This is a genomic window from Bacillus sp. TL12, assembly GCF_022625245.1.
Classification (GTDB): domain Bacteria; phylum Bacillota; class Bacilli; order Bacillales; family Bacillaceae_G; genus Bacillus_A.
This window is the reverse complement of the sequence record NZ_JAJJBY010000048.1, coordinates 1-19,092: the sequence shown is the minus strand read 5'-3', so window position 1 is coordinate 19,092 and position 19,092 is coordinate 1. Positions and strand designations below refer to the sequence as shown.

14 protein-coding genes and 3 pseudogenes are annotated in these 19,092 nt (G+C 33.6%); 16 read left to right on the top strand and 1 reads right to left on the bottom strand.

Translation table 11 applies throughout. The annotated features are described in order from the left end of the window. Nucleotides 1–168: 168 nt before the first annotated feature. From LOK41_RS25110 to LOK41_RS25040, 16 genes and pseudogenes are all read left to right on the top strand, one after another. Nucleotides 169–636: a GNAT family N-acetyltransferase gene (locus LOK41_RS25110; RefSeq protein WP_174103957.1), complete on the top strand. Its 468-nt coding sequence runs from the start codon at nucleotides 169–171 to the stop codon at nucleotides 634–636. Nucleotides 637–768: 132 nt separating this feature from the next. Further along, a complete protein-coding gene (locus tag LOK41_RS25105; RefSeq protein WP_241818770.1) occupies nucleotides 769–1,497 on the top strand; it encodes an MOSC domain-containing protein in 729 nt (242 codons plus the stop codon). A 583-nt stretch (nucleotides 1,498–2,080) separates the two neighbouring features. Further along, complete coding sequence (locus LOK41_RS25100; RefSeq protein ID WP_241818769.1) at nucleotides 2,081–2,629, top strand: RICIN domain-containing protein; 549 nt, start codon at nucleotides 2,081–2,083, stop codon at nucleotides 2,627–2,629. A gap of 62 nt (nucleotides 2,630–2,691) precedes the next feature. After that, nucleotides 2,692–2,823 (top strand): hypothetical protein, encoded by a 132-nt coding sequence (locus LOK41_RS29035; protein WP_260632316.1) that lies wholly within the window; start codon nucleotides 2,692–2,694, stop codon nucleotides 2,821–2,823. Between the two features lie 167 nt (nucleotides 2,824–2,990). Further along, a complete protein-coding gene (locus LOK41_RS25095) occupies nucleotides 2,991–3,371 on the top strand; it encodes a MerR family transcriptional regulator (RefSeq protein WP_307802555.1) in 381 nt (126 codons plus the stop codon). Between the two features lie 5 nt (nucleotides 3,372–3,376). Beyond that, nucleotides 3,377–4,270 (top strand): DUF2268 domain-containing putative Zn-dependent protease, encoded by an 894-nt coding sequence (locus LOK41_RS25090; protein WP_207996327.1) that lies wholly within the window; start codon nucleotides 3,377–3,379, stop codon nucleotides 4,268–4,270. A 106-nt stretch (nucleotides 4,271–4,376) separates the two neighbouring features. Continuing rightward, nucleotides 4,377–5,216: a tyrosine-type recombinase/integrase gene (locus LOK41_RS25085; protein ID WP_207996326.1), complete on the top strand. Its 840-nt coding sequence runs from the start codon at nucleotides 4,377–4,379 to the stop codon at nucleotides 5,214–5,216. Nucleotides 5,217–5,269: 53 nt separating this feature from the next. Continuing rightward, nucleotides 5,270–6,247, top strand: coding sequence for a DUF4158 domain-containing protein (locus LOK41_RS25080; protein WP_241818767.1), 978 nt, complete (start codon nucleotides 5,270–5,272; stop codon nucleotides 6,245–6,247). Beyond that, a pseudogene (locus LOK41_RS25075) lies at nucleotides 6,237–6,992 on the top strand (Tn3 family transposase); the annotation flags it as partial. The gene LOK41_RS25080 and the pseudogene LOK41_RS25075, both read left to right, overlap by 11 nt. An 85-nt stretch (nucleotides 6,993–7,077) precedes the next feature. Continuing rightward, nucleotides 7,078–7,482: pseudogene (locus LOK41_RS25070) on the top strand (Tn3 family transposase); the annotation flags it as partial. Between the two features lie 615 nt (nucleotides 7,483–8,097). Continuing rightward, complete coding sequence (locus LOK41_RS25065) at nucleotides 8,098–9,255, top strand: serine hydrolase domain-containing protein (RefSeq protein WP_241818765.1); 1,158 nt, start codon at nucleotides 8,098–8,100, stop codon at nucleotides 9,253–9,255. A 604-nt stretch (nucleotides 9,256–9,859) separates the two neighbouring features. Then, nucleotides 9,860–11,191 carry an erythromycin esterase family protein gene (locus LOK41_RS25060; protein ID WP_207996324.1) on the top strand — a complete coding sequence of 444 codons (1,332 nt, stop codon included), beginning with the start codon at nucleotides 9,860–9,862 and terminating at the stop codon, nucleotides 11,189–11,191. 397 nt (nucleotides 11,192–11,588) lie between these two features. After that, nucleotides 11,589–12,179, top strand: a complete 591-nt coding sequence (locus LOK41_RS25055; protein WP_207996323.1) for a sensor domain-containing protein — start codon at nucleotides 11,589–11,591, stop codon at nucleotides 12,177–12,179. Nucleotides 12,180–12,183: 4 nt separating this feature from the next. Beyond that, a complete protein-coding gene (locus LOK41_RS25050) occupies nucleotides 12,184–13,974 on the top strand; it encodes a helix-turn-helix transcriptional regulator (RefSeq protein WP_207996322.1) in 1,791 nt (596 codons plus the stop codon). A gap of 810 nt (nucleotides 13,975–14,784) precedes the next feature. Then, nucleotides 14,785–14,907: pseudogene (locus LOK41_RS25045) on the top strand (serine hydrolase domain-containing protein); the annotation flags it as partial. Between the two features lie 141 nt (nucleotides 14,908–15,048). Continuing rightward, on the top strand, nucleotides 15,049–18,051 hold the full coding sequence (locus LOK41_RS25040) for a Tn3 family transposase (protein WP_207996321.1): 3,003 nt from the start codon (nucleotides 15,049–15,051) through the stop codon (nucleotides 18,049–18,051). A 304-nt stretch (nucleotides 18,052–18,355) separates the two neighbouring features. On the opposite strand, the gene LOK41_RS25035 is transcribed toward LOK41_RS25040, so the two are convergent. Continuing rightward, complete coding sequence (locus tag LOK41_RS25035) at nucleotides 18,356–19,024, bottom strand: lipoprotein BA_5634 family protein (RefSeq protein ID WP_207996336.1); 669 nt, start codon at nucleotides 19,022–19,024, stop codon at nucleotides 18,356–18,358. Between the last annotated feature and the right edge of the window lie 68 nt (nucleotides 19,025–19,092).

Here is a 19,092-nt window from a genome sequence, read left to right as displayed (position 1 = left end):
TCTGTTCATAAACATACGAGTTTTGGAACAAATAATAATATGTGTGCTTTTTTAACTTTGTTCAGCAATCGGGCCAGATTGTTGAATAACGTAATTTAAATATTTAACCCTTCTATTTTGTATAAAAATAAATTATAATGAATAATTATTACGATAAGGAGGATGAATATGTTAATAAAACATGCTACATCTTCTGATGCACCAGTAATTCATGACTTAATGATTAAAGCATTTAAGGAATATGAGAATGTAATCCCACCATCAAGTGCTTTAGAAGAAACTGTTAAGTCAATTTCAGTTGCTCTAGAAAAAGGGGAAAAAGCATTTATTGCTTATGAAGAAAATCATCCAGTTGGAATGGTGCGATTCCAAGTAAAAGATGAGGGTTTGTATTTTTATCGGTTGTCGGTTATTCCTGAAAAACAAGGCAAAGGCATTGCAAAAATGATACTAAAATTCTTAGAGGACTATGCAATTAATATCAGGGTTTCTACAATTTTCTGTAAGGTCAGAATGACTGTACCTAAGAACATACAGCTATATAGTTCCATAGGTTATCATGTTTTTGATGAAGATATCGTACATAAACCAAACGGCATAAATATTAAAGTTGTTTCAATGGAAAAAGAACTTTAGTTCTTCAACAAATGGGTGCTATTCTTAAGTAAGGAGGCGCTTTTTTGTATTGGGCATTTTGTGGAGCAAAAGCTGATTTAACTTATTTTTTTGTTAAAATTTTAATAGGGAAATTATTAAGGAGTGAATGAAATGTTAATCGGACATATTAAGGAAATTGTTCGCCATCCTGTAAAATCTTTTCATGGAGAGAATGTAAATCAAACTAAAATTATGGAATATGGTTTGTATGGAGATCGCAGTCATGCTTTTTTAGATGATACAAGACAAGGAAAGTTTTTAACAATTACACAATTCCCAGAAATGGTTCGATATAGAGCAAGATTTGTAGGAGAAGAGTTAATGGAGAAATATCCTAAAGTCGAAATAACGACACCTGAAGGTAAGGTTATCGATTGGGGGGATGAAGAACTTACTAAAGAAATAGAATACAAGTCAGAACGAAAAATCTCTCCGATTACATATACCCCTTCGCATGTACCTTTGGGAGCCATTGAGGAAGAAAACATTCAACTAGTAACCGATGCCTCATTAGATAAATTAACAGCAATATGGGGAAACGCAGAGGTTAATCATCGACGTTTTCGTCCTAATTTACTTATAACATTAAGAGAAAAAATCCCATTTATTGAGGAAAAGTGGTTTGGTAAACGAATGAAAATAGGAAGAGAAGTAGAAATTCAATTAAAAAGACATTGTGAAAGGTGTATGATTATTACTGTTGATCCTGATAATACAGAGAGAGATTCGACGTTACTCAAAACGGTTGTAAAGGAAAGAAATAATCATTTTGGCGTTTATGCTTCGGTGGTAAAAACAGGTGAAATTCATGTGGGTGATGAAGTCCTTCTAATCGGATGAATTTATCAAATTAACACCCGTAAAAATGAAACTCTATAAACATGGAGTTTTAAATGAAAGTTACTTTAGATTTTATGCTACTTTTAATTAATCAGTATTCAACAATCGGGCGCTTTTCCGGAGTAACGATAAAAGCCCAATTTCTCAATTTTAATGTGAGAAATTGGGCTTATTTATGTTTACTTATAGTGCAAAATAACGCTTAAAATAAGCGCAAATTACCTCCTAAAGTGACAGCTACACCTCACTGTTAATTATACCAATAATGTCTGTAAAGGTATATGTAATAAAAAGATGTCTGTAAAATTAGAAATAGACATTTATAGACGTGTATTTTCATAGGTTTCTATGTATCTGTAAAGGTATACCTTTTTAAACAGGTGGATTTTTAAAGAGGAAATGTGTGCCTGAAGGTATTTATATTTTAGGAGCGTTCCAAAATTCGGATTTTGACATTTAGGAACACTCTTTTTATCTTAGTTTATACCGTACCAAAAGCTGTACCTTTTGATTCACTTTTACAGAGAATTTTTATTAGAGGACACTATATCATTCCGAGGAAAGTATTTCTCAATATACAACCATGTCAGATTTTCCAATTTTCTGTTATTATCAACTAGCAATATCTGGTTTGAAACTATTAAATTTAAAAGGAGTGGGAAAATCAATGACGTTTAAAGTTGGTATGAAGTATATGTTTAAAAATAAAAACAGTAGAAAATATCTAGACATATCAGGAAACCAAACAGGTAATAATGCTAATGTTCAACAATATGAATATCTCGCAGATGCACCTTCTGAAAGGTTTTTTCTTCATCCGTTAGATAACAATTATTATGCAATGATTAATGTAAATAGTGGTAAGGTTATAGACATATCAGGAAATCAAACAGGTAATAATGCCAATATTCAACAATATGAGTGGCTTGGCGAGGCACCTTCTGAATACTGGTACTTTCATCGTGAAGCGGATGGGCATTATGTTATTGAATCAAAACATAGTGGAAAGGTTTTAGATATAGCAGGAAACTCAACAGCTAATAATGCTAAGGGGTACGGAAACGATTCGAAGAATAACCCGCCACATCTGAAATTTTTCCCATTTAAGGAAGGAACCTATCAGGAAATATGATAGGTTCCTATTTTATTATATAAATAATTTAGAATTATAAAATTTTATATAAGGAGTTAATTATGCCAAGCATCCAAGATACGATTTATCCTAGAATAAAAAATAATTTATCAGATCAAGATTTAGAAGAAACATATACACCGTTACAGGGGCACGGCAAGAATTCCTTCTTTTTTGAGCCACTCACTAGATGACAGTTATATATAATTATGTTGTTCGTATTTAATGGAAATGAAATTGCTTGAGGTTTATTAAATACAGAGCTCCCTTCGATATTGAAGGGGCTATTTTTCATATCAAAAATTGATAATCACCTTGACTCTAACGCAACGTGATAGAGTAAGTTAATCTTAGGAGGTGGATTCAACTGGTAACGACGGGGTATGTCAAAAAAGCCACAGGTTTGACCGAAAGAGCAATAAGATATTATTGTGATTTAAATTTGATTACTCCAAAGAAAAATGAAATAGGACACATAAATTTATCAAATGAAGATTTACTAGACTTAATTAAAGTTCTCACTCTAAAAATATTAGGCAGAAGGTTAAAATCTATAGCGTCTTTTCCATTACATGAACTTGATATTAGAGAAATAAGACTGCAGCTTGATGAAATGTATACTTGTATAGAGTACTTACTTTTATCTTTAAACCAATTAGAGAATGTTGAAAATGAAAATGTCATATTAAATACGCTTAAACTGTCTTATGAATTTAATGAAAAATATATAAACAAGAGGTGATTAAAATGAAAATATATATGGAAGATACTTTAAATCAATATGAAACTTTACTTTCATTACCTCTCGAAAAGAGAGAAAATTTCTTTAGATACACGATGATGAAGCCTTTTGAGGGTATGTGGAACACAATCAATGTGCCACTTAAAGCTAAACAAAAAAATGGTTATGATGTTATGATGGCAACTCAAATGTTAGGATATCTGGATATAAAAGAAAGTAATATAGCAAGAAAAGCATTAGATGATTTAAAAGTAATAGAAGCTTCAGATATCGCTCAAAAAGCATTAAAAAGATGCATAGAATTTTCGAAAGCCGCCAACTTAGAAGTAGCTGCAGAAGAATTAAAGTTTGGAATGTATATTGCTGATCCTGAAAAACTAAAAAATCAAAAGGGCTATTGTGGTTTCGGAGGAATACCTGGGTATGTCACTATAACCATTCATCCAAACGATTATAATGTTCCGAGAATACCCGCGCTTATTGCCCATGAATTTCATCATAACCTCCGTTTTTCTTATTTCGATTGGAATCATGGAGACGTGACATTGGGTGAGTATTTAGTCATTGAAGGGCTTGCAGATTCATTTGCTACTGAGTTGTTCGGTGAGGAACATTTAGGTCCTTGGGTTACCTCAATTGATGAAGAAGAACTCGAATATTCGATTCATGTTGTTCGGGATGGTTTTCATTTAAAAGGATTTGATGAAGTTAATAGTTACATGTTTGGGGATGAAATTGCTAAAAAAGAGGGTTATGCACCAGTAGGCTTAGCACCTGGCGCAGGTTATGCCGTAGGTTATCATGCTGTACAATCTTTTATGAAAAAGAATAACGTCACAATTCAAGAAGCTACTTTGTTAAGTACAGAAGAAATCATTACAGGGTGTGGTGTTTTTTAAGAGAATAGAATTTTTAAAGTTTGAAATATTATGACGCAGAATATGTATTCTGCGTCACTTTTTAGTATGATTAATAGAAAAAGAGATAAATACAGGGGGAATAACGTTGAAAAAAAGTGACGCAGAACTCGATAGATTTAAAGACTATCTTTTAGAAAAAGGTAAACGGGAAACGACTATTAAAGATTATATAAGACATATGACTAATTTTGAAAAATGGTTAAGATTCGAAGGAAGTAGTTTAAAGCAACTAACTCGTTATGATGTACAACAATATATTAAACATTTACAAGATAAAGGAAATAAAGCAACAACAATACACCCTAAGTTTAGTTCTATTATCGCCTATTCTCAATATTGTCAGAAATCGCATCTGGTCGAAAATGTTCAGCATCCTGGTATTCGTCACACCAGACATATTTCACCTAAATCATTATCTCGGAATGAAAGAAACCGAATATTTCGGGAGTTAGAACGTTCTGGGAATCTGCGTTCTATTGCGATTGCTTATTTTTTACTTTATACAGGTTTACGTGTTTCTGAATTAGTGGCTTTAAATCATGATGATGTACAGATGGGTGAAAGATTTGGGAGTGTACTGATTCGTGATGGTAAAGGTGGTATAGTGCGAACTGTGCCGCTTCCATCAGAGTCACGCTATCATTTACGCCGTTATTTAGAGAATCGTACAGATAACCATCCAGCATTATTTCTTTCTAATTTTAAACAGCGTATATCCATTCGGACAATCCAACGGATTTTCAAACCTTTAAACGTGCATCCCCATATGTTGAGACATACTTATGGCAGGGAACTTGTTTCTGCTGGTATAGATATTGCTACTGTTGCTGAATTGATGGGACATAGTGATGTAAACATTACCCGAAGATACGCAGCTCCTTCAATAAGAGATTTAGAAGAATCTGTAGAAAAAGTATTTGGATAACAATTCAGCGGTTGTTTTACCATAAATACATTATGTAATAAAGGAGATGCTTTATGCCTAGTTTACAAGAAACAGCTTATCCCAGATTAAAAAATAATCCCACTTTAAAAGAGCTAGATAAATTATTTTCCCCTACCTTGGAAGAAATCACATGGGTAAAAGCAAAAACTCGTAATGATTTCTCACAACTGGGGATGATGATTATGTTAAAAACATTCCAATGCTTAAATTATTTTATTCCAATTCCAGATGTTCCACAAATGATTATAAAACATATAGCAAAAACAATTCATCTTGAACTCCCACATGTAGAAAAATGGGAATCCTACCATCGTTCTGGAACTGGTATTCGTCAAATTGCAATGATTCGTCAATATCGAGAAGCAAAAGCATTTGATGATCAGGCCCGTCAATTGATGTTACACTCCATGCAGAATTCTGTATTAGAAAAAGATGAAAAAAGTGATATTATCAATGTTGCAATTGCTGAATTAGTAAAAAATAGTTATGAGTTGCCAGCTTTTCATACTTTGATAAAAACAGTAAATCATGTTCATGCTACGGCTTATCGAGCTTTATATCAATACGTATCAAACACTTTGAATCCAAAGGAAAAGGGGGAATTAGATGCTTTGTTTCACAGTAAAGACGGTTCTACTTATTCTGATTGGAATATGATTAAACAGGATCCTGCACGTCCAACCTTAAGTCAATTAAAAGAATGGATTTCTCGTAAGAAATGGATTCATGAACGACATGTGAGAACAGACTTTTTTAGGAATCTTCGTATTCCACCAGCGAAAATTACAAGATTAGCAAATGAAGCAATGACATTAGATTCAGCTGGAATGAAAAAAGTAGAACCACATAAACGGTATACACTTGCAATTGCATTATTACACACTCAATTTGCTAAAACCATTGACGATATTGGTGAAATGTATACTAAAAGAATAGCCATATCTGATCACAAAGCCGAAAAATCACTTATTGATTTAAAAGAAAAAAGAGAAAAACAAAATGAAGAATAAATCTGATATTCAACCAGACACAATTCATGCGGATACACAAGGCCAAAATGCTCCTATATTTGGGTTGTCTTATCTTTTAGGAATTCAATTAATGCCTCGTATTCGTAATTGGAAAAATTTAAAGTTTTTACGCCCAAGTAAGAACTCTAGCTATTATCATATTGATGAATTATTTACAACACCAGTTGATTGGAATTTGATCGAAGATCATTATGAAGATATGTTACGTGTGGTAATGTCGATTAAAACAGGGCGCATTCATCCTTCTACTATCCTCAATAAACTCAGTACTTATAGCAAGAAAAATAAATTATATCAAGCTTTTCGAGAATTAGGTTGTGCAATTCGTACTTTATTTTTATTAAATTACTTATCAGATGAAGAGTTACGAAGTACAATTCAGGCTGCTACGAACAAAAGTGAGTCTTTTAATGGATTTACGAAATGGTTATTCTTTGGAGGAGAAGGAATTATTGCAGAAAATAATCGTGAAAAACAACGGAAATTAATTAAATATAATCATCTAGTGGCAAACTGTTTAATTTTTTACAATGTATTTCAACTTACTCATATTCTTCATGAATATATAAAAGAAGGAAACCCATTAGATAAAGACACATTGGCAGATCTTAGTCCATACCTTACATTTCATGTAAATCGATTTGGTAAATATAAATTAGATTCGGATCGACTCCCGCAAAATCTACAATTTGATATTCCAGTTTCCCTGGAAGCGGTTAGCTAAAATTAAAATTCAAGGCAAACTCAACAAAATGATTGGATTTGCCTTGAATTTTTTGCGAGTGGCTCAAAAAAGAACGAATTCTTGCCGCGCCCCATATACGTTAGAATGGTTGCAGAGTCCTGAACTTAGAAGACGTGTACAGATTGGTTTAAATAAAGGTGAAGCAAAACACGCTCTTGCTCGAGCTGTATTTTTCAATCGATTAGGAGAAATTCGTGATCGTTCTTATGAGGACCAATTACATAGAGCGAGCGGTTTGCAACTTTTGATTTCAGCAATTGTATTATGGAATAAGGTATATATATCACGTGCAGTAGATGCTTTACGTACAAAAGGAGTGGATATTCCAGAGAAATATTTACAACATATATCTCCACTTGGTTGGGAACACATCACATTGACAGGTGATTATGTGTGGAACTTAAACCAAAAAACAAATTTCAATAATCTAAGACCATTACGAGAGAAAAACTCTATAAAAAAGCGATAAAATGAATAACCGATTCCTTAAAGTACAGGGAATCGGTTAATTTGTGTCTAAACGTACAATTTTCCCGAAATAATATGGTGACCCCTCATAGTAGATAGTGAACTTCTGTCATATTTATAAAGAACAACAAAAAGTGAGTGGATAAGGCTGTATTGATAGTTATGTCATAAAAGTCATGTCATAAAAGTCATGTCATAAAAGTCATGTCATAAAAGTCATGACATTTTGACACTAACGTATGTGACAGAAAAATCCTTAGAATCAAGGAGCAGTTTATTACCCATTAATAATAAATGAGGAGGGGAGGGCTTCATTGTGTATGTTAAAAATATAAAGAGGCGTGAAATAGGAAACAGGTATGACCTATTTATGAAAAACAAGCCAGTAACAAGAGTGTTTCAAGGATAAAAGTAATTTCTAGGGTTAACGGTTAACATACATGTGGAAAAAGAGGGACTTACTTAGGACAGAATGGAGTTTGTAAAAATAATAATTATGAATATGATTACGAATTCAATTCTGACTTTTTGTCATTGGTGGAGATAATAGCTGTGTGATTAATACGAAACAGCAAGCAACTAACTATACAATTTAAATAAAGGAGAGGGATGCTTTATGAAAACACGCAATAAAATTACATATGCAAGTCTATCACTTTTAATAACTGGAAGTTCCCTGTTATACATAACACCAGCCTCAATTGTAAAAGCAGAACCCACGCAAAATGTATCTAGTTTGTTACAAACAAGTAATCAAAGCGATCGTACTTCCGTTAAGAAAGCAATGCGGGATGCACTCCAACTTGGATACCCTGGAATACTCGCTCAAATTTCTAAGGGTGGTAAAAATTGGAGTTATGCCGCCGGGATAGCGGATCTGAGCACCAAGAAACCAATGAAAACAGATTTTCGCTTTCGCATTGGTAGTGTAACGAAGACGTTCATTGCAACAGTTCTACTTCAATTATCTGGAGAGAACCGTTTGAATCTAGACGACTCCATTGAAAAATGGTTGCCTGGTGTCATTCAAGGAAACGGATATGATGGTAACCAGATTACTATCCGGCAGATATTGAATCATACAAGTGGTATCGCTGACTACACAAGGTCAAAAGACTTTGATATGATGGATACAAAAAAATCGTATACGGCTGAAGAATTCGTAAAGATGGGGGTTTCTCTTCCCCCAGACTTTGCCCCAGGAAAGGGCTGGTCTTATTCAAACACAGGATACGTATTACTGGGGATCCTTATTGAAAAAGTAACTGGAAACAGCTATGCGGAAGAGGTTGAAAATCGGATTATTGAACCGCTTGATTTGTCAAATACATTCCTACCTGGCAATTCAAGCGTGATTCCAGGCACCAAGCATGCCCGTGGCTATTTCCAACTAGACGGAGCAAGTGAGCTAAAAGACGTTACTTATATTAACCCAGGTAGCTCGGATGGAGATATGATTTCTACTGCTGATGATTTAAACAAATTCTTCTCTTACTTACTCAGTGGCAAATTACTGAAGGAACAGCAACTAAAACAAATGCTTACTACAGTTCCTACAGGAAGAGAAGGAACCGGATATGGTCTTGGGATCTATGAAACTAAGCTTCCAAATGGTGTCTCGATATGGGGACACCAGGGTAAAGTTCTAGGGTTTACCACTTTTGCTGGTGGCACACTTGGAGGCAAGCATACATTGGCCGTCAATTTGAACAGCCTTAAAGCTGATATTCCTGATCCATTTAAAAATATTTTACTTGCTGAATTTAGCAAGTAGGTAAAAAGGAAAACCGGATAAATTTTGTCATAGTTTTTATAGTTAAAAATATGCCTTTCTGGTTCAAAAACAACTTACTCTAAAAATTTTTTTTAGAATAAAGCAAGTTCTTAAGTTGATAGGCATGAGGTCCCGCCACGTCGCCATCAGACTAGGGTTTTGGAGTATCCCCTAAACGAAATTTTGTTTCTCTACAGGTAGTCACCTTGAGATGTCAGTTCATTTTTTTCTTTTTTTCTTTAATTGATGAGTGTGGGGGAGCACCCATCGCTATCAACTTAAGAGATTTTAACACTCGTAATTAAGTACCAAAAAACGTTATCCTTTCTAATCTAGTTTAACCGTGTGAAAAATGACTAACTTGAGCATTAAGCTTACGGAATGAATAATCAAATAACCTGCTCCCTTTATTTTTAGATTGAAGGTTATTTGATTTTATATTGGTATAAATGAATTAAGGGATTTCTTAAGAACCTATTAAGAAATAAGTGAGTTTTAGGAAATAGAATAAATTTATCTTAACAGTAATAAGAGAGTTAATGGTTTAAACGGAAGTCCTTAGAGCATGTCAAAAATTAATAAAGAAGTATTTCAGGAGGTTTTTATGAAAAAGAAAATGATTATTGCACTTGGTGTTTCTGCTATAACACTGACTAATTTTGTTGGAAGTACTTATGCAGACTCGAAAACAGGAGTTTCTGTTACAGCTCCCTACAATACAAATCAAATAGCAGAATGGTTAGAAATGCATGCAAAGCCTTTAAAAACAACTAATCCAACCGCATCCCTTAATGATTTAAAACCACTTAAGAATATGGTAGGTTCAGCTTCAATTGTAGGTTTAGGTGAAGCTACGCATGGGGCTCATGAGGTTTTTACAATGAAACACCGTATTGTTAATTATTTAGTATCTGAAAAGGGCTTTGTCAACTTAGTTTTAGAAGAGGGATGGGACAGAGCCTTGGAACTTGATCGATATGTTCTTACTGGTAAGGGAAACCCAAGCCAACATCTATCACCTATATTTAACACGAAAGAAATGCTAGATCTACTTAGTTGGATTCAAAAATATAATGCTAATCCAAAACATAAATCTAAAGTGCGTATCATTGGGATGGACATTCAATCAGTAAATGAGAATGTTTATAATAAAATAATAGAATATATAAAGAAAAATAATTCGGATCTTGTGCCTAGAGTAGAAGAGAAGATAAAAGGTCTTATTCCTGTAACAAAGGATATGAATACTTTTGAGAGCCTTACGAAAGAGGAAAAAGAAAAGTATGTTTCAGATGCTAAACAAATTAGTGCTTTATTAGAACAAAATAAAAGTTCTCTAAACGGGAAATCCAAAGAGTTCGCATGGATAAAACAAAATGCTCGTATTATTGAACAGTTTACTACAATGTTAGCGTCACCTCCTGATAAACCATCGGATTTTTATTTGAAACATGATATTGCAATGTATGAAAATGCGAAGTGGACTGAAGAACATTTAGGAAAAACCATTGTATGGGGACATAATGGACACGTTTCGAAAACAAATATGATTCCTTTTATATACCCTAAAGTAGCTGGGCAGCATTTAGCAGAATATTATGGAAAACGGTACGTATCTATTGGAACGTCAGTTTATGAAGGACAATATAATGTCAAGAATAGCGATGGTGAATTTGGCCCATATGGAATATTAAAATCGGATGATCCAAACAGTTATAACTACATCTTTGGACAAGTTAAAAAAGATCAATTTTTTATTGATTTACGTAAGGCAAACGGCGTGACAAAAACTTGGTTAAACGAACAACATCCAATTTTCGCTGGAATAACTATGGAAGGGCCTGATATACCAAAAACTGTTGATATATCATTAGGTAAAACGTTTGATATACTTGTTCAAATTCAAAAAGTGAGTCCATCTCAACTACATCAATAAGAATCTCTTAAAATATAATACTATGTATTATTTAGTAAATAAAATGAGGGACTAAGAAATTTATAAGTATGATGCACGAAATCAAGGAATTGATTATGACACTTCGTTTCTTTCAGGAATCCTTATTATAAGGATTCCTTTTTTGTATCAAAAAATCTGTAAAGAAAAAAGATAAGATTGGGAACACAATCTTATTTTTAGCACAACGAGTCATAGTCGATAGTGAACTTTTTGTCATATTTATAACGGATAACAAAAGTTGAGTGGGCTAAGGCTGTATTGATAGTTATGTCATACAAACCATGACACTTTGACACTACCATATGTGACAGAAAAAGACTTAGAATCAAAAAGTAGCTTTTAACGCATTAGCAATGAATGTGGAGGAGAGATTTTAATGACGAAAACATCAGCTCAAAAAACTTTGCAAGATTTTTATTTCTTGTTATTTACCTTTGTATCCGGATTCTTTTACTTTTGTTTCTATCTGGTCAGCATTACATTGGCATTAGTAATGACGATTATCTTTTTGGGTATTCCCTTGTTGGAATGGGTGCTACAGACAACTCATACGTTTATTCAGTATGAACGTATTCAGACGAAGGTTTATACAGATATATCGATAGATTTATTCGAACCAAGAATAAAAGAGGAGGGAGATAGATGGATTAAAGCGAGAGATACAATCCTTAATAATAGCAACTGGAGGGCTATTTTTTGGCTCATGCAGAAATTTTTTGTCGGAATAATGAGTCTTATATGTGCTATTTTACTGTATGTAATGCCGCTAGTATGTATCGTTACCCCCTTACTTTTTCGATGTTTTAATATATACTTATTGGGCATTGCTGTGAATTCATGGGAGACGGCAATTTTTGTCATGATTGTTGGTTTCATTCTCATTTGGATACATAATCATATTGGAAACTGCTTAGTTCGAATTATTGGAATGTACACGCGTTCCATGTTTAAAGCTATAAAGGAGTGATAACTTGTTTAAGACTTTGAAACTATGGTTTTGGTATGATTGGGCCTTACTTTGTATACGTTTTATCATTTGGCTATCATTGCTATCAGCGACTATGCAACAACAAGATTATTTGACTGTACCACTTTGGATCATTATTCTTTTGGAAGTCGCTTCATTTTCAGTACCTTGGATTTGTTTAATGTTCAGTTATCGCTATTATTTGTTGACTGAAATAATATTATTTGGCGGAGTGTGTTTCTATTTAACTTTATTATTTCCGTCAGCGTATCTTGCTTTTTTAATGCCAACTTTTATGATTGCGGCAAATAGCGCCCATAAATCTTACCGCTGGTCGGGTCCTATCACAATTATTTTGTTCCCGTTGCTCATTGCGATATTTTCCAAAGTAACAGATTTATGGGTAATCATCCCACACCTCAGTTTAGCTTTTGCTATGGGCTCTTTCTTTCGTTTACTGGTTATTAATTACCGTCAAAGTGAAACCATTCGGAACCAGAAACATGTATTGGAACAATACGTATCCCAGGTTGAACGGATTACTTTACTAGAGGAACGTGATAGGCTCTCAAAAGACTTACACGATACAATGGGGCATTCCTATACTTCAATTATTATGGGTATGGAAACATTACGTACGGAATTAAAGACTAAAGAAGGAGAGCAACAGCTCGATTCATTATTACAATTGGCCCGTAACAGTATGGAAGAAGTAAGACTGTATTTGCATCAAATGGATTTATCACAAGAGTCGCTTCCCTTACCTATCACATTACAACAATTGACAGAGGAATTTAAGGAACATACAAAGGTAAATGTACGTACTCGAATAATAGGGGAAGAGTATATGGTCTCCAAACAATCAAAAATGACACTATATCGGAGCTTGCAGGAATCACTAACAAATGCTGTTCGCCATGGGCATTCCACAGAAATCACTGTGTCACTCCACTTTGAACCACAACAGATAAGATTGGATGTACAGGATAATGGATGCGGGGCGGAAGAGTGGAAGGATGGTTTTGGATTAACTGCAATGAAAGAGCGTGTGAGTCAGTCACAAGGAAGAGTCATTGTTTATTCCAAAAAGGGGGAAGGGACGTTAATTTCATGTGTTTTACCGAAACAAGTACAACTGTCTAATGAACAAATCCGCCTGTGTATTGTCGATGATCATTCTTTCATCCGAGAAAGTCTTCATACAATTTTGGATGGACAGGAGGATTTACAAGTAGTGGGAATGGCTGAAGATGGAGAACGGGCTTTGGAATTGTGTGAGAGACTAAAGCCAGATGTAGTATTAATGGATTTAGAGATGCCAAATCTGGATGGGATTCATGCGACTAAAATGATTAAGGAAAAATGGCCGGGAATTTGTGTACTCATTTTGTCAACCTTTCAGAATACAGAAAGGGCAAAAGAAATCATACGAAATGGTGCGGATGGATATTTATTGAAATCCATAGATTCGCGTGAACTAGCTGAATCAATTCGTCTAGTCTATCGAGGAGGCATGATGATTAATCATGACTTGTTCCATAGAATATGGGAAGAAAATGAAGAAACAGGATCATTTGAATCAAAATCAGATGGAAAAGAGTATGGATTAACGAAACGAGAATTAGAGATTTTGGAACTATTATCACAAGGAAGCCGTTATAAAACAATAGCTTCGAAACTTTACTTGTCAAACGGAACGGTAAGAAATTACGCCTCCAATCTCTATGAGAAGCTAGGAGTTAAAAATCGAGAAGAAGCCGTACAAAAGGCAAAAGATACAGGGTTACTTTTTTGACACTCTCACTTGAACTAGTTAGCTGAAGTCAATGGGGAACTTACAGATAATGCAGGGCATCACTACTCAATACCACATTTGAAACTACAATGAAAAATAAAGAGTTGGAACCTCTCTGCTTTTTTGTGAATATAGTCTAATATAATTTAGTTGTTTAAAAGGGGTATTCGGATTTTCATATCGAAAATGTAAAACACTATGGAATAGGTTGTTGATGACTATAAAAGTTGTAGACTATAACCGAAATTGGAACAAGGTATAAGGGAGATGAATATTTTATTAAAACCTATCTTCACAGAGGACTGGTAAATAGTTTTCATATTCGCTAGTACATCGGTCCTAAATCTGAAAGTAAAATAGATATTTTGGTCAATAACATCTGTAATTTAGATGCTATTTCCCCCATTTCGAAAATATCTATTACGTTGCCATGAGTGGTTTTGGAATTGAAAGAGGTACTTCCGTAAAGTCGGGGATAATAGCACTCACTAAATTTAAGCTCTCTATAAAGAGAAGAATTTAGAAACTAAAGAAATTAGTGTGATGGTGCATTATTGTAGTCAAATTAAAATATGTCGTTTTGAGTTGAAGTAAAATGTGTAATCTAATTCTAAAGTTTAAATTATATTGGAATGATACAAAAGATAATCCAAAACTGAAGTATCCAAGTAGGTCTGCGCAACCAGCCTGAAGATGATCATCCAATTTTTGGATTTCATAATCCGATACGGACTCTAATTGGATTCAATATGAGAAAGATAACAGGTTAATATATTTCTAATCATTTAAAGGGAAGGGTATGTGATTGAGATGTATAATACATATAATGAAAAGACACATACATCGATCAAACAATTATTTAATAAGTTTTCACCAAAAGCTCCTGGCTTTGCATATATTGCTAGTTTCGATAGCGGAGTAACTTATAAAGGGGTACGGAAACGATTCGAAGAATAACCCGCCACATCTGAAATTTTTCCCATTTAAGGAAGGAACCTATCAGGAAATATGATAGGTTCCTATTTTATTATATAAATAATTTAGAATTATAAAATTTTATATAAGGAGTTAATTATGCCAAGCATCCAAGATACGATTTATCCTAGAATAAAAAATAATTTATCAGATCAAGATTTAGAAGAAACATATACACCGTTACATACAGAAATACAATGGGCAGAACGTAAATCTCGGGGAAGTGTACAGCAATTAGGGCTATTAGTGTTAATAAAGGTCGTACAAAAACTAGGGTTTTTTCCTCGGTTTTTGGATATTCCTCAACCAATCATTCATCACATTGCTAACAAAGCATTTTTACCAATACCTACAATGGAAATATGGAATGCTTATGGAGAATCGAGAACTTACGAAAGACATTATCATTTTGTCAGGGACTACTTGAAGATTCACCCGTTTGATGAGCAAGCACGCCAGATAATCTTGGACGTCATAAATGAATTATCTTCTAGTAAAGATGATTGCGCCGATTTAATTAATGCAGCCATTGAAGAACTTATTCATCAACGTTATGAATTACCTGTATACAATACTTTAAAAGACATGGCAAACGAGGTAAGACGAAAATCTTATCGTCTTATTTATGAACAAGTTTTTGACACATTAAGTACAGAACAAAAAGAGAGCATTGATCAACTATTTCAACTAAAATCAAATTCTACATATAGTGCATGGAAGCGAATAAAAGATGATGTAAAAAGGGCTACTTTATCACAGTTACGAGATCTCATATCTCATCGAGATTGGTTATTAAATCAACACATACCTACAGATATACTTCAAGTAGTTCCTCTTATTAAAGTGCAACAGATGGCGGCTGAATCCCAAACTTTAAATGCTTATCGCATGATGGAGATGGAACCGAAGAAGAGATATACTTTAGCTATTTCTCTGGTATCTATACAGTTATCAAAAATTTTAGATGATATCGGGGAAATGCTGATAAAACGAATGATGAGTATACATAAAAAAGGACGTCAATGTTTACAAGACTATAAAAAAAAGACCCAAAAACGAACCGATTCGCTTGTTGAAACTTTACATGATTTATTAATTGCCTATCAGACTGAAGGATTAGCTGAAGAGCGAATTGATGCGATGAAAATTGTACTGGAAAATAAGGAAGAGCAAGTGTTGCAAGACTGTGAGAATCACTTAGCGTTTAGTGGTGATAATTATTATTCATTTTTATGGCGTTTTTTTGCCAGTCATCGAGCAACATTATTTAAGATTTTAAACTCAATATCTTTACGTTCTACAAACCAAGATAAATCTATGGAAGAAGTGATTCCATTTTTATTATCACATCAATTCACTCGAAAAGAATGGATACCAGTTGCTCGTATTGAAAAGACAGGTGCATGGAAAAGAGAAGTGATCCCTCTTTTAGATTTATCCTGGATACCAGATGCTTGGTGGCGTTGGGTTAGTCCATCAAAGAAGAAAAAAAGAATACCCGAAGAAATAAATCGTCGTCATTTTGAAGTATGCGTATTTTCACAGATTATGTGGGAGCTTAAAGCAGGAGATTTATATATAGAGGGTAGTGAAAAATATGCTGACTATCGAAAGCAACTTATTTCATGGGAAGAGTATGAGAAACAACTACCTGTATTTTGTAAACAAGTAAATCAACCCTCATGTGGAAATGAATTTGTAAGAAAAATGTATCAAGAACTTCAATCTGTAGCACAAGACGCTGATTCATCCTTCCCTAATAATGAACAAGTACGTATTGAAAATGGGGAAGTAGTAATTAAAAAACTAGTAAAGCGGAAATATCCACCGCAACTCAAAGAATTAGAGTCTTATATATACAAAAAATTAGAACCGATTAATGTATTAGACGTTCTGGCTGATACAGAACATTGGCTAAATTGGACTCGTTTTTTTAGTCCTATTTCTGGTTATGATGCAAAGCTAGATCATGCGGTTGATCGATATATTACCAATGTATTTTGCTATGGTTGTAATTTGGGACCAACTCAAACAGCTCGTTCTTTAAGTACTTTTGATCGTAAACAAATTTCTTGGATTAATCAACGGCATGTAACATCTGAAGCCTTAGATAAGGCAATTCAATATATTATTAATGCCTATAATCAATTCGATCTACCGAAGCATTGGGGTGATGGGAAGAGCGCTTCAGCTGACGGAACAAAGTGGGATCTGTATGAGCAAAATCTGTTGTCTGAAAATCATATTCGCTATGGTGGATATGGTGGTATAGGATATTATCATGTTTCAGATACATATATTGCTTTATTCAGTAATTTCATTCCTTGTGGAGTTTGGGAAGGGGTATATATATTAGATGTTTTAATGAATGATAAAGTAAAAATTCAACCTGATATTATTCATTCTGATACACAGGGGCAAAGTGTAACTGTATTTGGATTATCAACTTTACTTGGAATTCAGTTGATGCCTAGAATTCGTAATTGGAAGGACTTGAAGTTATTTCGTCCTAACAAGGAAGAGGTATATAAACATATTAATGAACTCTTTTCAGGAGAAATTAATTGGGAACTTATACAAGATCATTATCCAGATATGATGAGAGTAGCTATGTCTATTAAAGCAGGAAAAATAACACCGTCTACTATCCTAAATAAATTGGGAACATATAGTAAAAAGAATAAGTTATATCAAGCATTTAGAGAACTTGGACGAGTGATAAGAACTACGTTCTTATTACAATATATGGCTGATTCGGGGTTAAGAAGTACGATTCAATCCGCTACAAATAAGTCAGAAGCTTTTAATGGTTTTACAAAGTGGTTATTCTTTGGTGGTGATGGAATTATTACAGAAAATGACCGAGAAAAGCAACGGAAAATTATTAAATATAATCATTTAGTTGCAAATTGTCTCATTTTCTATAATGTATTTTCTTTATCTCGTATTCTTTATGATTATATACAAGAGGGGCATGAATATAATAAAGAATTAATAACTTATTTGAGCCCTTATATTACGGTACATGTAAATAGATTTGGAAAATATCGTATTGATTCTAATCGAAAACCACCTCAACTTCCATTTGATGTAGTAATCTAGAATCAACAAATTTATATTAAATACAATCCGTAAATCTAAGTAGCCTGATACTCAAAACAAATGAGATTCAGGCTATTTTTATCGATAGTAATTTACTTAAGTAAATATAGGAATTCTTATTCTTTGTTCAATATAAATAATTAAACAAAATTATTCTTTCCACTCAAATATTTTCTGGGCTCTCATAAAATATTTTTCCGCTTCTTCTTCCTTATGAAGAAAATGAAGAAGAAGCCCCTTTTCAAAGTAGATTCGCCCTAATAAATAAAAAGAATTATGTACGATACAGTTTTGGATGGCTCGATCACAGTATTGAATAGTTAATCTTTTTATTAGCTTTTACTCTTATTGTTTCTACTTCAGGATATGATTTTTCTACAACTCCTATATCTGGAATATTACCCATTAAAGTGTTTTTAATATCAAAACGCAATATACTAAAAGTATTTTCTTTTAATAACAGCTCTTTATAAATAGAATCATCAACAATTATTAATTTAGATTGTATTTTTTGTCCCTGTCCAACGCCGATTCCTAAATCATCTCCTCCTTTTGTCACAGGAATAATTTGAGTTCCAATCTGTATCTCTTCACTAGAAATATCTTTTCCATATACCACACCTTTTTCTTTTGTGATGGATGGCAAAGATTGGATAGGTTCTGTAACACGTGGACGTATTGTTTTTTGCAACATCTGTTCTTTTAGTAGTTTCTCAGCTGTAGTTTTATTCAAAACTCGTACTGATCCAGTATTTTTACAGGATGTTTCATCTTCATCTTTAAATTCAGAACCACACAACTGTTTTTCTTTATACTGCGTAGATGAACTTAATTTAGACTTATATTCTTCTGTTACTTTTTCTACTTGTTGTTGATCCCCAGATACAAGCAGTACACTTGGCAACGCTTGATAGAAACAATATCCTGCTCCTATTATTAATAAAATACTACACAAAAATAAAAACTTTTTCATCAATCAAAATTCCTCCGTCTTATTAGTGTTTTGCGACTTCACATGTTTGAGGAAAATATGTAAAGTCG

Excerpts from the sequence above, each read along its gene's own strand:
- LOK41_RS25110 (WP_174103957.1), top strand. The coding sequence starts at position 169 with ATGTTAATAAAACATGCTACATCTTCTGATGCACCAGTAATTCATGAC.
- LOK41_RS25105 (WP_241818770.1), top strand. The coding sequence starts at position 769 with ATGTTAATCGGACATATTAAGGAAATTGTTCGCCATCCTGTAAAATCT.
- LOK41_RS25100 (WP_241818769.1), top strand. The coding sequence starts at position 2,081 with ATGTCAGATTTTCCAATTTTCTGTTATTATCAACTAGCAATATCTGGT.
- LOK41_RS29035 (WP_260632316.1), top strand. The coding sequence starts at position 2,692 with ATGCCAAGCATCCAAGATACGATTTATCCTAGAATAAAAAATAATTTA.
- LOK41_RS25090 (WP_207996327.1), top strand. The coding sequence starts at position 3,377 with ATGAAAATATATATGGAAGATACTTTAAATCAATATGAAACTTTACTT.
- LOK41_RS25080 (WP_241818767.1), top strand. The coding sequence starts at position 5,270 with ATGCCTAGTTTACAAGAAACAGCTTATCCCAGATTAAAAAATAATCCC.
- LOK41_RS25065 (WP_241818765.1), top strand. The coding sequence starts at position 8,098 with ATGAAAACACGCAATAAAATTACATATGCAAGTCTATCACTTTTAATA.
- LOK41_RS25060 (WP_207996324.1), top strand. The coding sequence starts at position 9,860 with ATGAAAAAGAAAATGATTATTGCACTTGGTGTTTCTGCTATAACACTG.
- LOK41_RS25055 (WP_207996323.1), top strand. The coding sequence starts at position 11,589 with ATGACGAAAACATCAGCTCAAAAAACTTTGCAAGATTTTTATTTCTTG.
- LOK41_RS25040 (WP_207996321.1), top strand. The coding sequence starts at position 15,049 with ATGCCAAGCATCCAAGATACGATTTATCCTAGAATAAAAAATAATTTA.
- LOK41_RS25035 (WP_207996336.1), bottom strand. The coding sequence starts at position 19,024 with ATGAAAAAGTTTTTATTTTTGTGTAGTATTTTATTAATAATAGGAGCA.